The 13,287-nt window shown below is 72.9% G+C and carries 12 protein-coding genes; 8 read left to right on the top strand and 4 right to left on the bottom strand.

The features are described 5' to 3' along the window. Window positions 1-5: 5 nt before the first annotated feature. Entirely contained in the window at window positions 6-458 is a 453-nt protein-coding gene (locus tag Q3W71_RS16800; RefSeq protein WP_302920270.1) for a YbhB/YbcL family Raf kinase inhibitor-like protein, read from the bottom strand. A gap of 135 nt (window positions 459-593) precedes the next feature. On the opposite strand from Q3W71_RS16800, the gene Q3W71_RS16795 reads away from it, so the two are divergent. From Q3W71_RS16795 to Q3W71_RS16780, 4 genes are all read left to right on the top strand, one after another. After that, window positions 594-1,874, top strand: coding sequence for a low temperature requirement protein A (locus tag Q3W71_RS16795; RefSeq protein ID WP_302920269.1), 1,281 nt, complete (start codon window positions 594-596; stop codon window positions 1,872-1,874). Window positions 1,875-1,876: 2 nt separating this feature from the next. Beyond that, window positions 1,877-2,602, top strand: coding sequence for a maleylpyruvate isomerase N-terminal domain-containing protein (locus Q3W71_RS16790; protein WP_302920431.1), 726 nt, complete (start codon window positions 1,877-1,879; stop codon window positions 2,600-2,602). 124 nt (window positions 2,603-2,726) lie between these two features. After that, a complete protein-coding gene (locus Q3W71_RS16785) occupies window positions 2,727-3,668 on the top strand; it encodes an ATP-binding cassette domain-containing protein (protein ID WP_302920268.1) in 942 nt (313 codons plus the stop codon). Further along, window positions 3,665-4,411 carry an ABC transporter permease gene (locus tag Q3W71_RS16780; RefSeq protein WP_302920183.1) on the top strand — a complete coding sequence of 249 codons (747 nt, stop codon included), beginning with the start codon at window positions 3,665-3,667 and terminating at the stop codon, window positions 4,409-4,411. The genes Q3W71_RS16785 and Q3W71_RS16780 overlap by 4 nt, the downstream gene beginning before the upstream one ends. On the opposite strand, the gene Q3W71_RS16775 is transcribed toward Q3W71_RS16780, so the two are convergent. The 3 genes from Q3W71_RS16775 to Q3W71_RS16765 all read right to left on the bottom strand — a co-directional run bounded on the left by Q3W71_RS16775 (window position 4,395) and on the right by Q3W71_RS16765 (window position 9,574). After that, window positions 4,395-7,532, bottom strand: a complete 3,138-nt coding sequence (locus tag Q3W71_RS16775) for a BTAD domain-containing putative transcriptional regulator (RefSeq protein ID WP_302920267.1) — start codon at window positions 7,530-7,532, stop codon at window positions 4,395-4,397. The two genes, Q3W71_RS16780 and Q3W71_RS16775, sit on opposite strands and share 17 nt — an antisense overlap. Before the next feature lie 153 nt (window positions 7,533-7,685). Then, the gene (locus tag Q3W71_RS16770; protein ID WP_302920266.1) at window positions 7,686-8,549 is read right to left on the bottom strand and encodes a DUF1028 domain-containing protein; all 864 of its coding nucleotides are present in this window, start codon (window positions 8,547-8,549) and stop codon (window positions 7,686-7,688) included. An 83-nt stretch (window positions 8,550-8,632) separates the two neighbouring features. Next, window positions 8,633-9,574 (bottom strand): hypothetical protein, encoded by a 942-nt coding sequence (locus Q3W71_RS16765; protein ID WP_302920265.1) that lies wholly within the window; start codon window positions 9,572-9,574, stop codon window positions 8,633-8,635. Window positions 9,575-9,716: 142 nt separating this feature from the next. Here Q3W71_RS16765 and Q3W71_RS16760 point away from each other — a divergent pair, with 142 nt between their 5' ends. The 4 genes from Q3W71_RS16760 to Q3W71_RS16745 all read left to right on the top strand — a co-directional run bounded on the left by Q3W71_RS16760 (window position 9,717) and on the right by Q3W71_RS16745 (window position 12,966). Then, window positions 9,717-10,886 carry a sensor histidine kinase gene (locus tag Q3W71_RS16760; RefSeq protein ID WP_302920264.1) on the top strand — a complete coding sequence of 390 codons (1,170 nt, stop codon included), beginning with the start codon at window positions 9,717-9,719 and terminating at the stop codon, window positions 10,884-10,886. Then, window positions 10,883-11,551 (top strand): response regulator transcription factor, encoded by a 669-nt coding sequence (locus tag Q3W71_RS16755; RefSeq protein ID WP_302920263.1) that lies wholly within the window; start codon window positions 10,883-10,885, stop codon window positions 11,549-11,551. Before Q3W71_RS16760 ends, Q3W71_RS16755 begins: the two co-directional genes overlap by 4 nt. A gap of 136 nt (window positions 11,552-11,687) precedes the next feature. Next, on the top strand, window positions 11,688-12,188 hold the full coding sequence (locus tag Q3W71_RS16750) for a SigE family RNA polymerase sigma factor (RefSeq protein WP_302920262.1): 501 nt from the start codon (window positions 11,688-11,690) through the stop codon (window positions 12,186-12,188). Window position 12,189: 1 nt separating this feature from the next. After that, complete coding sequence (locus tag Q3W71_RS16745; protein WP_302920261.1) at window positions 12,190-12,966, top strand: hypothetical protein; 777 nt, start codon at window positions 12,190-12,192, stop codon at window positions 12,964-12,966. Window positions 12,967-13,287 lie beyond the last annotated feature (321 nt).

Genomic DNA, 13,287 nt, shown 5'->3' with positions numbered 1-13,287 from the left:
CGCGGTCAGCGGGCGTACGTGCCGACCATGGTGCCGCTGGCGAACTCCTTGTCGGTGAGCGCCCGGTACACGTCGGGCACCTGCGGCGCGTCGGGAAGTTCCAGCGGCCGTTGCAGGGCGTAGAGCCGGAAGAAGTAGCGGTGCGGGTCGTCGCCCCGGGGCGGCTGCGGCCCGCCCCAGCCCAGCTCGCCGAAGCCGTTGGGCCACTCCCGGCCACCGAGCGGCACGCCGCCCTCCGGCGATCCGTCCGAGTTCCGCGCGATGCCGGTGACCAGCCAGTGCAGGAACGGCGTCTTCCCGGCGTCCGGATCCTCCACGAGCAGCACCAGCTCGACGGCGGAATCCGGCACCCGGGACCACTCCAGCGGCGGCGAGACGTTGCCGCCGTCGCGGGAGACCCGGTCCGGCAGCCGGTCGTGGTCGTTGAACGCGGGGCTGCGCATCATGATCCCGGCCATCCCTGACGCTCCTCTCCGTCGACCGGGTCGCGCGTACCCGCCGGACGGGCGCCGAAACGGCCCGCCACCGGACGCGGGACCAGCGCATCCGGCGGTTGTGCCACGAACCGGTCGGAAGTCGGCTGCGATGGGCAGGTGCGCAGAGCGTGGCGGAGCCGGGGGCAGGGTCAGGCGGCCGGGTTGCTGCGCAGCCCGGAGAGCGCGCAGCAGGCCACGTACGTGGAGCTCTTCTTCGACCTGGTGATGGTGTTCGCCTTGAACCGGCTGGTGGCCTCCGCGGTGACCGGCCTGGAGGGGCCGGGCCTGGACAGCTCCGACATGGCCCGGCGCTGGACCGCCCTGGGGCGTACGGTGCTGGTGTTCGTGCCGTTGTTCTGGATGTGGACGATCACCGCCTACCGGACCGCGCGCCTCGATCCGCGGGGTCCGGCGGCGCAGTGGGCGATCCTGACCACGGGATTCGCTCTGCTGATCATGGGCGCCAACGTGGAGCACGTGTTCGACGGCGCTGGCGCCCTGCCCTTCGCGTTGTCGTACGTGCTCGGCCAGCTGAGCTGGTCGGTGATCTTCGCCGTGATGCTCGGCGGGCACCCGCTGGCCCGGGTGTACTGGCGGATCGCGCTCTGGTTCGCCGGGTCGGGACCGTTCTGGATTCTCGGTGCGCTCGTACCCGGCCCGGCGCACCTGCTGCTGTGGATCCTGGCGGCGGTCATCGACGTCGGCTCGGCCCGGCTGGGCTGGCCGGTACCGCGGCTGGGACGTGGCAGGACGTCGGCGTGGACGGCCGCGCCGCACCATCTCGCCGACCGGTACACGCAGCTGGTGTTGATCGCCCTCGGCGAGACGTTCCTCGCGGTCGGCATCATCTACTCCACCGGCCCCGACCGCGGTGCCGGCTACGCGACGACCGCGCTGGTCACCGCCTTCGTCACGGTGGTCCTGCTGTGGCGCATCTACTTCCACCGGGCCGGCCTGGTGCTCGGAGAGGCCGTCGCCGCGGCCCGGGACCCCGCCGGGTTGGGGCGCTTCGTCGCGTCCGTCCACGCGGTGATCATCTTCGGGATCGTGATCACGGCGATCGGGCACGAACTCGTCCAGATCCACACCCTCGGCCGGGCCTACCCGGCGTGGCTGGTGCTGGTCCTCGGCGGGCCGGCCTGTTTCCTCGCCGGCCGGGCCGCCCTGGAACACGCGGTCTTCTCCCGGGTTTCCGTACGCCGCTGGATCGGCGTCGGTGCGCTGCTGGCCGCCGTGCTGCCGCTGCTCACCGCTCCGCCGCTGGCCGCCGGGATCACCGCCGCGCTGGTGCTGTTCGGCATCGCCGTCGTCGACACCCGTCGCGCCGCCCGCCGCCCGCCGGAACCGCCCCACCCGGCCGACTCGCGGGCGAACTGGTCCTGGTGGCGCCGCGGCTGACCATGGGCTTCCGGGCTCCGGACGATGTGAGAGGGTACGGACCGGCGGAGGGGGGACCGGTGGAGACCGTGCGGGCGGGATTCCGGGACGAGTGTGCCCGGCTGGGCGAGGCGCTGCGCGACCTCGACGAGGCCGACTTCGACCGGCCCACCGGCTGCGCGCCGTGGACCGTGCGGGAGTTGCTCGCGCACGTGCGTACCGGCGCCGGGCGGCTGGTCGACATGCTCGCCGCGCCGGCCCCGGCCCGCGCCGAGGTGGACGCCGCCGGCTACTTCGGCGTGGCCAAGTTCGCCCCGGCGGTGGACGCCGACCGGATCGACGCCGGCCGGCGGGAGGCCCGGGAACTCGACGGCGCCGCCCTGGTCGCGGACTTCGACCGGGCCTGGCGGGCCACCCTCGACGCGGTCGACGCCCAGCCGCCCGGCCGCGTGGTACGCACCCGGCACGGCGACGCGATGGCGCTCGGCGAGTTCCTGCGTACCCGGGTGGTGGAGGTCGCCGTGCACGGCCTGGACCTGGCGGCGGCGCTGGACCGGTCGCCGTGGCTCACCCCGACCGCGGCGGAGGTCGTCGCCGGCCTGCTCACCGGCGGCCACCCGGTCCCGGCCGAGCTGGGCTGGGACCGGCTGACCCTGATCCGCAAGGCGACCGGCCGGGTCGACCTCACCGACGCCGAGCGGGCGACCGCCGACGCCGCCGGCTTCCGCTGGCTCTCCTTCGCCGGCTGATCACCGCCCGGCGGCTCGATGGCCGAGTCGGAGCGGGTCGCCCGGCCCGCCCCGGCCAGCCGTGTCAGTGGTCGTGTCAGCGGCATGACAGGGCGGTGACAGATCACCCGGCGATCGTGGTCGCATGACAAGTTCAGCGATTGAGGTTTCCGGTTTGCGGAAGGCGTTCGGGGACAGGGTGGTGCTCGACGGCGTCGATCTGCGGGTCGAGGCGGGCACGATCTTCTCTCTGCTGGGTCCGAATGGGGCGGGTAAGACGACGACGGTGAATGTGTTGACGACGTTGGTGCGGGCTGACGGTGGGTCGGTGCGGGTGGCGGGTCACGATGTGGCGACCGAGGCGAGGGCGGTGCGGTCGGTGATCGGGGTGACTGGTCAGTTCGCGGCGGTGGACGAGTTGTTGACCGGGCGGGAGAACCTGCAGTTGATGGTGGACCTGGGTCGGGTGCCGGCCCGGGACGGTAAGCGGGTCGTGGCGGAGTTGTTGGAGCGGTTCGAGTTGACCGAGTCGGCGGGTAAGCCCGCGTCGACGTACTCCGGTGGTATGCGCCGCAAGCTCGACCTGGCGATGACGTTGGTCGGCAACCCGCGGATCATCTTCCTGGACGAGCCGACGACCGGGCTGGACCCGCGTAGCCGCCGGACCATGTGGTCGATCATCCGGGATCTGGTGGCCGACGGGGTGAGCGTCTTCCTCACCACCCAGTACCTGGAGGAAGCCGACCAGCTCGCCCACCGGGTCGCGGTGCTGGACCAGGGGCGGCTGGTCGCCCAGGGCACGCCCGACGAGCTCAAGCGCCAGATCCCGGGAACGCACGTGCGGCTGCGGTTGGCCACCGCCGCGGACCTCGACGCGGCCGGCCGGATCTTCCCCGACGCCGCGCGCGACGAGGAGGCGTTGACCGTGCGGGTGCCCAGCGACGGCGGGACGGCGTCGCTGCGGGCGCTGCTGGACCGGCTCGACGAGTACCACCTGCGCGCGGAGGAGTTCTCCGTGCACACCCCCGACCTCGACGATGTTTTCCTCGCCCTCACGGGCCGCACCACGGAGGTGACCGCGAAATGAGCACGTCCCACGCGATGGTCATGCTGCGTCGCAACTTCACGCACATCACCCGGAACCCGACCTCGGTGTTCAACGCGGTCCTGATGCCGATCGTGATCATGCTGATGTTCGTGTACATGTTCGGCGACGCCTTCAGCGTCGGGGTCGACTACATCGACTACGCCACACCCGGGCTGATGCTGCTGGCCGTCTGCTACGGCCTCGGCGCCACCGCCACCGCGGTGAACTCCGACATGACCAAAGGCATCATCAACCGGTTCAAAGTCATGCACGTCTCCCGCGGCGCGGTGCTCACCGGCCACGTCGTCGCGACCGTGCTGACCAACCTGGTCGCCATCGCCGCCCTGATCGCGGTGGCCTTCCTCCTCGGATTCGACCCCTCGGCGAGTCTGCTCGACTGGCTCGGCGTGCTCGGCATCATCGTGCTGCTCGGCTTCGCCGCCGCCTGGCTCACCGTCGCCCTCGGACTCGCCGCCAAATCCGTGGAAACCGCCGGCCTGGCCGCCGTGCCCCTGGTCATGCTGCCCTTCTTCAGCAGCGCCATCGTCCCCGCCGACAAGATGGGCCCCGGCCTGCGCGAATTCGCCGAGTACCAGCCCTTCACACCGATCATCGAAACCCTCCGCGGACTGCTCAACAGCACACCCTCGACCACCGACACCATCATCGCCGTCGCCTGGTGCACCGCCATCGCCCTCGTCGGATACCTGTGGGCGCGTGCCACGTTCAACAAGCGAGCGTGACCCCCACCAGCTGACCCCAACCCACCTCCGCACCCACCCGAGCCGCCTCGGCGAACCCCACCTCGCCGAGGCGGCTCCGCACTGCCCGCTCGACCCGGGCCAGATCCGGATGCGACAGATCCGGCAGCCCGCGCACCCCGGTGCTCGCCGCGAGCAGCCGCGCGGCCTGCTCGTACTGGCCGCGGCGCAGCGCCAGGTCCGCGACGCCGACGAGGATCCGGGCGATCAGCGGGGCGTGCCCGGTCTCGGCCGCGGCCTGGCAGGCCGCGGCGTGGTGCTTCCGGGCCTCGTCGAGGTCGGTCGCGAGGTAGCCCAGCAGGTCGTGGGTCACCGCACGGGCGTTCGCCAGCTCCGCGTCGTCGCCCAGCATGGTCGTCGCGACCTCGAGCTGGCGGTACGCCTCCTCGGCGTCGCCGCTCCACCGAGCGAGATCCGCCCTCGACAGGGCCAGCAGGGCCAGCGCGTCCGGCCAGGTGACCCGTTCCGCGCACCGGTGCGCCTCGGCCAGGGCGGTCGCGCTCGACTGCTCGTCACCCAGCAGCCAGTACAGCTGCGCCTGCCGGGACCGCATCCGGATGACGTCCTCGACGGCGCCGACCTCGGTGACGATCGCGATCGCCTCTTCGTAGTGCCGGCACGCGGCGGCGAACTCGCCGCGCATGGCGACGCGGTCCGCCAGCTCGGTCAGCGCGAACGAGATCCCGTACCGTTCGCCGGTCGCCCGGAACTCGGCCAGCGCCAGCTCGAGGTGGGCGTCCGCGTCCCGCCCGCCGTGACCGAGCAGGATCCGCATCTTGCCCAGTTGCAGCCGGGCCAGTGCGCGTACCCAGGGGTCCTCGCTGTCCAGCAGGGGTTCCCAGGCGGGCAGGACCGCGTCCGGCGCCTGCAACATGCGCTCCAGCGGAACGACCAGCGCCAGCAGCGGCTTGCGGGACCGGCTGCGCTGGCTGAGCCGGTAGGCCTGGTGGATCCACTCCGCGGCCTGGTGCTCGTCGCCCCGCCCACCGCTGACGAACAGCACGACGAACGCGTACACCATGGCCCGGATCTCGTCGGGCACCTCGCCGGGCGTCCTGGTGGCCGCGATGAGCAGCTCGATGCCCTCGGCCTTGTGCCCGCTGAGCCACCAGTACCAGCCGGCGCCGGCCGCCAGCCGCATCGCCGCCTGCGCCTCGCCGGCCGCGAGCGCGCCCCGCATCGCGGCGCTGATGTTGTCGTGCTCGACGTTGAGCGTGGCGAGCCACTCCAGTTGCTCGGCGCGGCGAAGGTGCGGCTCCGCGGTCTCGGCCAGTTCGGTGAAGTAGGCGAGGTGCGCCTGGCGCGCCAGATCCGACTCCCCGGCGTCGCTGAGGCGGTGCCCGGCGTACTCCTTGATCGTGCCGAGCATCCGGTAGCGCGGCGCGTCGCCGCCCTCCGCGACCAGCAGCGACTTCTCCACCAGCGCGATGAGCAGGTCGAGGACCTGCTCCGGCTCGACCGCGTCGCCGGCGCAGACCCGCTCGGCCGCCTCCAGGCTCGCCCCGCCGGCGAACACCGAGAGCCGGCGCAGCACCATCCGCTCCGCGTCGGTCAGCAACTCCCAGCTCCAGTCGACCATCGCGCGCAGCGTCCGGTGTCGCGGCAGCGCCGTACGGCTGCCGCCGGTCAGCAGGCGGAACCGGTCGTCGAGCCGGTTGGCGAGCTGATCGAGGGACATGGTGCGCAACCTGGCCGCGGCCAGTTCGATCGCCAGCGGCATCCCGTCCAGCGCCCGGCAGACCCGCACCATCGTCGACAGCGTGTGGGCGTCCACCGCCAGATCCTTGCGCACCGCGCTCGCCCGGTCCCGCAGCAACTGGACGGCGGGCGCGGACGCCATCTCGGCGGGACCGGCGTGCCGCTCCGGCAGGGCCAGCGGCACGACCGGCCACAGCACCTCACCGGTGATGCCGAGCGGTTCCCGGCTCGTCGCCAGGATCCGCAGCCGCCGGCACTCACCCAGCACGCGATGGGCGAACGCCGCCGCCGACTCGATCACGTGCTCGCAGTTGTCCAGGATCAGCAGCGTCTCCCGCTCGCGGATCGCGGCGACGAGACGCTCCGTCGGCTCCACGTTCGGGGTCTCGCCGAGCAGCGCATCCCGGAGGCCGAGCGCGGCCAGTGCCGCCTGCGCCACGTCGCCGTCGGCGCCGATGGCCGCCAGCTCCACCAGCCAGGCCCCGTCCGGCAGGTCACCCAGCAGGGTGCGCGCGGTTTCCGTGGCCAGCCGGGTCTTCCCCGAGCCGCCCGGCCCGATCAGCGTGGTGAGTCGATGTTCGGCGACGAGTCTGCCCACCGCGGTGACATCGGCGTCCTTGCCGATGAAGCTGGTCAGCTCGGCCCGCAGGTTGGTCTTCCGGTTCTCCTCCCGCCGTCCGGACTCGCCCCGCAGCAGCGTGACGTGCAACGCGGACAGCTCCGGTGACGGGTCCACCCCGAGCGCGTCGGCCAGGGCTTCCCGGGTGCGCTGGTAGACGAGCAGCGCCTCGGTGTCGCGGCCGGCCGCGACGAGGGCACGCATCAGCGCGGCGGCCAGCCGCTCCCGGATCGGGTGGGCGGCCACCAGGTCCGTCAGGTCGGCGATCAGGTCGGCGCCGTGGCCGAGGCCGATCTCCGCGTCGAACCGATCCTCCAGGGCGGCCAGGCGCAGCCTCTCCAGCCGGGCGACCGCCGCGTCGAACGCCCCGCTCTCGGGCAGGCCGACGTCCTGCATGGCCGCGCCGCGCCACAGGGCGAGGGCCTCGCGCAGCCGGCGTGCCCGCTGCGGACCCTCGTCGTCCCGGGCCCGCGCGACGAGGCGTTCGAAACGCACCGCGTCGACGGCGTCGGGTTGCACCGCCAGGCGGTAGCCGTCCGGCTGCCCCTCGACCGAACCGTCCGGCAGCACCTTGCGCAGCCGGGAGACCAGGCGGTGCAGGGCGTTCGCCGCGTCGGCGGGCGGGTGTTCGCCCCAGATCCAGTCGACGAGCGTCGCCTTCGGCACCACGCGACCCGGTTCGAGCGCGAGGGCGACCAGCAGTCCGCGCAACCGGGCGCCCGGCACGTCGGCGATCTCGCCGTCGTCCATGCGAACCTCGAACGGTCCGAGCATCCCGAGCTGCACGCGGCTGATCTTGCCATGGGCGTCCAACAGGTAACCAGTGCCGACGCCTGCCCGCGCCGCCCGGCCTCGCCGTCGGGCAGCGGCTGCGCGGTGGTGCCGCACCGACGTACCCCGACACCCGGCAGATCCCGGCGCGGGAGCGGAGCCCGGACCTCAGGCGCCGACCCGCGGCGCGGGCACCTGCGGCACCGCCTTGCGCAGGTGGTCCAGCACCACCGGGTCGATCCGCCCGGGCACCAGCCGCTCCTCCAGGTTCTCCATGCCCGCCCAGGAGAAGAGCGCCTCCTCCGGGTCGGCCGGGTCGACCGGGTGGCCCAGCGCGGTCAGCAGCGCGCCGACCTCCGCGGCGACCGCGCCGGTCAGCTCCAGCAGCGTCGCCGGGTCCGGCCGGCTGAACAGCAGGGTGTGCACGGCGAGCAGCCGGCCCAGCTCGGTCACCGGGTCGGCGTGGTCGTCGACCCGCAGGTCGACCAGCACGTCGCTGGTGCCGCCGTACCCGCCGCCGCGCTCGACCACCAGCAGCCCGGCGCTCTGCCGGCCCCGCCGGTCCCCGCCGGCCTGGTCGCCGGCGCGCAGCGCGGCCAGCAGCCGCTCCGGGAACGGCAGGGTGCCCCCGCCCAGCCAGGCGTCCCGGATCGCGTCGATCACCTGCGGGCCGGCCAGGATGTTGCCCTGCGCCGCCCACCCGTCCCCGGCCTGCCCACCGGCCCAGTCGTGGCACATCGGCCCGGTGAAGGTCGCGCCCGGCCCGGTGGCGGCGACCACGCCGACCTGGCGGTGGTCCCGGTCCGGGTCGGCGGCGACCAGCCCGGCCACGACGTCGGCGGCGGCCACGCCGGTACGCAGCATGGTCAGCCCCTGGGGGCGGTAGGCGAGGTTCACGTGGGCCTGGGTGGCGAGCGCGCCGACCTCGGCCTCGGCGGCCGGGACGAGCGCCCCGGCGGCGAGGAACTTGCTGGCCACGGCGACCCCGTGCAGGCGGCCGTCGGCGGAGCGGGCGACGATGGAGAAGGTCACGCGTGGAGAGTAGCGCCCCCGGCCCGGTACGCATCAGCGTTGATGGATGGCCGACGCCACCTCCGGCAGCGTGTGCTGGGCGTTCAGGCGTTTAGTCCGGCCCTGTCGGCCACCGCGAGGCCGCGACGGCTGGTGCCGGTGGCCGGCTGGACGGTGCCTTCGGCGGTCGCCGCGGGCCGCCCTCGCGGGCTCTCCCGGCGCCCCCAGCGCGTCCGGCCGCCCGGTTTGAACACGGAGAGGATCGTCGCGGTCCAGAGCAGGGCGAGGAACAGCGCCATGGCGCCGACCAGCAGGATCCCCGTCCCGCCGGGTCGGGCGGCAGGGTCCGCGCTGCGCGCCACCAGTTCGTCGATCCACGGGCCCTCGAAGGTGGCGAGGACCGGAAGGCTGAGCGCGATGATCAACTTGGCGACCACCCAGCGGTGCTTGATCAACCCCCACGGCGTGCCGAGCGACACCACCACACCGGTGATGATCGCCAGGAAGACGCTCGGGATCGCCAGCGCGAGGTTGAACGTGTCCATGAGCAGGTAGGCGCCGTGCCGTACGGCGTGGCTGTCCGCGGTCACCCCGACGACGGACAGGGTGAGCATCGCGAGGGAGATGCCCAGCCAGCCGACGCCGATGCCGATGTGCAGCGTCAACCACACCTTGCGCGCGATCCGCCCGAGCCGCGGGAAGCGCGGCTTCAGCCCGGCGGTGATCATCGTCGACAGCAGCATGCCGAGCCACGGCAGCTGGTGGGCGAGCAGGAACAGGAACTGCGCGGGAATGAAGAGCAGGTGGAAGGCGATCAGGATCCGCCGGGCGCGTGCGGCGCTCGGCGCGCGGCCGAGCGCCAACCAGCTCCCGACGGAGAGCACGGTGGCGACCGCGTACCCGACTGTCCCGGCCGACTGGAACAGGGGATGGTGAGCGTCCTGCCGCAGCGCGATCGACGCCCCCGCGACGACGGCGAAGATCCCGAAGGCGAGCTGGAGGTTCCTGGGGCCGAGCCATCGGCGCAGCCGTTCTGGGATGACCATGCGACCAGCGTTGCCGGTCCGACCGGGCCGGGACGTCGGCCGATCCGGGAAGGCGGATCGTTGGATCGGGTGTCATCCACCGGGGTCGCGTACAACTTTCTGCCGACGCGCACGGCGGCGGGGGTGCCTAGCCTGGAGCACGATGAACGCGTACGACCCGCGCCCGGCGACGCCCTGGTCCCGCCGCCCGGTGACCGACACGGCGGTGGCGCTCGTCGTCGCGGTGCTCACGGCGACGGGCGAGTTCGGTACCGACTTCTTCGGGCCGACGCTCGCCGGGCTCGACGACGGCGTTCCGCCGCCCTGGCTCGGCCTCCCGCTCGCCGTGGGAGTCGGGCTGCTCACCCGGTGGCGACGCCGGCTTCCGGTGACCGTGCTGGCGGGAGCACTGCTGGCGAACGCCCTCGTGCCGGCGCACGCGGCCGTCGCGGTCGCGCTCTACACGCTGGCCGAGCGCACCACCGCCTGGCCCAAGGTCACCACCGGCACGGTGGCATCCGCCGTCCTGGTGGGCATCCCGCTCTGGCGCTTCGCCGGAGCCGACGGCGCGATTCCGATCAGCACGGCGGTCTGTGTCGCGCCGGCGCTGCTCGGCATGTACGTCGGCACCCGGCACGAACTGGTGGAACGCATCCGGGAGCGGGCCGAACGCGTCGAACGCGAGCACCAGCAGCGGGTCGCCCGCGCCCGCAGCGACGAGCGGGCCCAGATCGCCCGGGACATGCACGACCTGGTCGCGCACCGGGTCTCGGTGATGGTGCTGCAGGCCACCGCCCTGGAAGTGGCCCAGGGCGAGGATGCGGTCACCATCGGCCGGCAGATCGGCGCGACCGGACGCGAGGCGCTCGCCGAACTCCGCTCCCTGGTGGCGGTCCTGCGCAACGACGGCGACGCCCCGCTCACGCCGCACCCGGGACTGGCCGAGCTGGACGTCCTGATCGAGGAGTCCCGACGGATCGGCACCCCCGTCACCCTCGACGTGGCGAACCACGCGGGGGAACGGCCCCCGCTGCTCGTGGAGCACACGGCCTACCGGTTCGTCCAGGAGGCGCTGACCAACGTGCACAAGCACGCACCGGGAGCACCGACCCGGGTGTGCGTCCAGCAGACCCCGCACCTGGTGCGACTGTCGGTCAGCAACGGCCGGGGGCGGCCGGTCGACGGTGCCTCGCTGCCGGCCGGCGGCCACGGGCTGCTCGGGCTCGCGGAGCGGGTGCGGCTGGTCGGCGGCGCGTTCACCGCGGGCCCCACAGCCGACGGCGGCTTCGAGGTGATCGCCGAGGTGCCGATCCACCGAGGGGAGCAGCGGTGACCTCTCCGAGCGGCCCGATCCGCGTCCTGGTCGTCGACGACGAGTGGATGGTGCGGTCGATGCTGCGCACCATCCTGGAGGCGGCCCCCGACATCACCGTGACGGGGGAGGCCTCCGACGGCGTCGAGGCCGTCGACCTCGCCCGGACGCTCCGCCCCGACGTCGTACTCATGGACATCCGGATGCCCCGGGGCGACGGGCTGACCGCCACCGAGCGGATGGCACGGCTGGACCGGGCGCCGTACGTCGTCGTGCTCACCACGTTCGACCTCGACGAGTACGTGCGGACCGCGCTCCGCAACGGGGCGGTCGGGTTCCTGCTGAAGGACGCGTCGGCCGGCGACATGCTCGCCGCGGTGCGCAGCGCGGCGCGCGGCGACGCGATGATCTCGCCACGGGTCACCCGCCGGCTGCTGCGGACCTTCGCCGAGCCGACACCGGACCGGCGCGGCGACGCCGAGCGGCGGCTCGCGGTGCTCACCGGCAAGGAACGAGAGGTGCTGGTCGCGGTCGGCGGCGGGCTGTCGAACACCGAGATCGCCGCCACGCTCTACATGAGCGAGGCGACGGCGAAGACGCACGTCAGCCGGATCCTCGCGAAGCTGGCCCTGGCCAACCGGGTGCAGGCGGCGATCCTCGCCCACCAGGCCGGCCTGCTCGACTGATCCCGGCCCGCCCGCACCGTCGGGTAGGCATTCGGTTCTTTCGGGGCCGGACGGGGCGCCGAACTCGTGGTGCGGAGATGCAACCCCGCTCCGGATGCCCTACGTCCCCTGCTTGTGGCCGCGGAAAGAGGTGGGTGTGACGCGCGAGGACGAGGCCGAGTACCGGGACTACGTGTCCGCGCGGCTGGAGCACCTACGTCGCGTCGCGTACCTGCTCTGTCACGACTGGCACGCCGCCGAGGACCTGGTGTCGACAGTGTTGTTGAAGCTCTTCCGCTCCTGGCGGTCGGCCAAGCGTGCGGACAACCTGGACGCCTATGTGCGGGGGATGCTGACCAACGCCTGGCTGGACGAGCTCCGGCGGCCGTGGCGCCGCCGTGAACACAGCACCGCGCGGTTGCCGGATCACTGGACAGCGGCGCCGGAACCCGAGGACCGGGGCGCCATCGGACGGCTGCTGCTCGGGCTCGGGCCCCGGCAGCGGGCGGTGGTGGTCCTGCGGTACTACTGCGACCTTTCCGTCGAGCAGACGGCCCGTCTGCTCGGCATCTCCGAGGGGACCGTCAAGAGTCAGTCCGCTCGGGCACTGGAGACGCTGCGGTCGGTGGCGGCGAATACGTGTGTGGGTGAGGGATGACATGAACGAGTACCGGAAGACCCTCGACGAGTACGTGGGAGATTCCCCGCGTACCGCCATCGACATCGACGACCTCGTGCGGCGTGGTCGACGCGGGCAGCGCAGGCGACGGCTCGCGGTCGGTTCGGGCGCGTTGGGGCTGTTGGCCGTGTCGGCGCTCCTCGGCGCCAGTACGCTCAAGCCGTCGACGGGAGGACCGGCCGCGGCCACCGCGTCTGCGAGCATCGCGGCGGCCGACCCGGCGGAGCGGCTGCTGAGGGCGCTGACATCGGCGTTCGCCCGGGAGGCGCCCAACGTCGGTGGCTTCGACACCTTGCAGCGACAGATGCACAAGTGCGACACCGAGAATCCTTCCAGCAGCCAGTTGGTGCCGTACGACGCCGCACGGCTGGACCAGTCCTGCCCCGGTTCGCCGGATAGTGGCGGTGAGTCCTACATCTGGCGAGGCACTTTGACCTCTTCTGCGGGTGTGTACGACGTCCGGGTCGACATCATCCGGACCACTCACCACGAGCCCGAGCCCGCGGCCCGACCAGACAACGGGACCGACGCGATCATGCATCGATCCCCCGAAGCGTACAGCGACAGGCCGCAGCGGGGCCCGAATGGTGAGTGGATCTTGGCCAAGCCGTACGTGTTGAAGATGAGTAAGCCGGACGGCACGGGGATCTTCATCGCCTGCCACGACCCGAACGCTGGCCCGGACTCCGGCACGCATGGCCCGTTCACTGCCGAGCAACTGATCGCCGTGGGCCTGGATCCGGCCCTGCGCCTGTAGGCCCCGGGGCTGTCGATCCGAAACGGAATCCGGATGTTGTGGGCTGGCCCGGCGGACGGACAAACAACAATGGCAAGGAGATGTCTCCCTGCCACTTTCAACATATAGCGCACCCGGGGGCTTGTGGCAAGACCCGGGTCGTGGCGCAGAATCGTCCGCCGAGGCCACAACCTGCGGCAACAGCCGGCACGGCGTGCGTGCCGTTGTCGACGAACGGACGTGCCGTCCGAGCCGGTGGTGCCACTGGCGATGCGGTTGCGGGCGCTCGGGCTCGAGGTGCCGTGTGCGCGCCGCCCGGCTGGGCGGCGCGGCCGGCCGACT

The sequence above is a fragment of the Micromonospora sp. C28SCA-DRY-2 genome, from assembly GCF_030519475.1.
Taxonomy (GTDB): Bacteria; Actinomycetota; Actinomycetes; order Mycobacteriales; family Micromonosporaceae; genus Micromonospora.
This window is presented reverse-complemented; position numbering and strand designations above follow the sequence as displayed.

What these genes read in the sequence shown, in the direction of transcription:
- Q3W71_RS16800 (WP_302920270.1), bottom strand. Translation starts at nt 458, where the DNA reads ATGGCCGGGATCATGATGCGCAGCCCCGCGTTCAACGACCACGACCGG.
- Q3W71_RS16790 (WP_302920431.1), top strand. Translation starts at nt 1,877, where the DNA reads ATGGGCTTCCGGGCTCCGGACGATGTGAGAGGGTACGGACCGGCGGAG.
- Q3W71_RS16785 (WP_302920268.1), top strand. Translation starts at nt 2,727, where the DNA reads ATGACAAGTTCAGCGATTGAGGTTTCCGGTTTGCGGAAGGCGTTCGGG.
- Q3W71_RS16745 (WP_302920261.1), top strand. Translation starts at nt 12,190, where the DNA reads ATGAACGAGTACCGGAAGACCCTCGACGAGTACGTGGGAGATTCCCCG.
- Q3W71_RS16780 (WP_302920183.1), top strand. Translation starts at nt 3,665, where the DNA reads ATGAGCACGTCCCACGCGATGGTCATGCTGCGTCGCAACTTCACGCAC.
- Q3W71_RS16765 (WP_302920265.1), bottom strand. Translation starts at nt 9,574, where the DNA reads ATGGTCATCCCAGAACGGCTGCGCCGATGGCTCGGCCCCAGGAACCTC.
- Q3W71_RS16760 (WP_302920264.1), top strand. Translation starts at nt 9,717, where the DNA reads ATGAACGCGTACGACCCGCGCCCGGCGACGCCCTGGTCCCGCCGCCCG.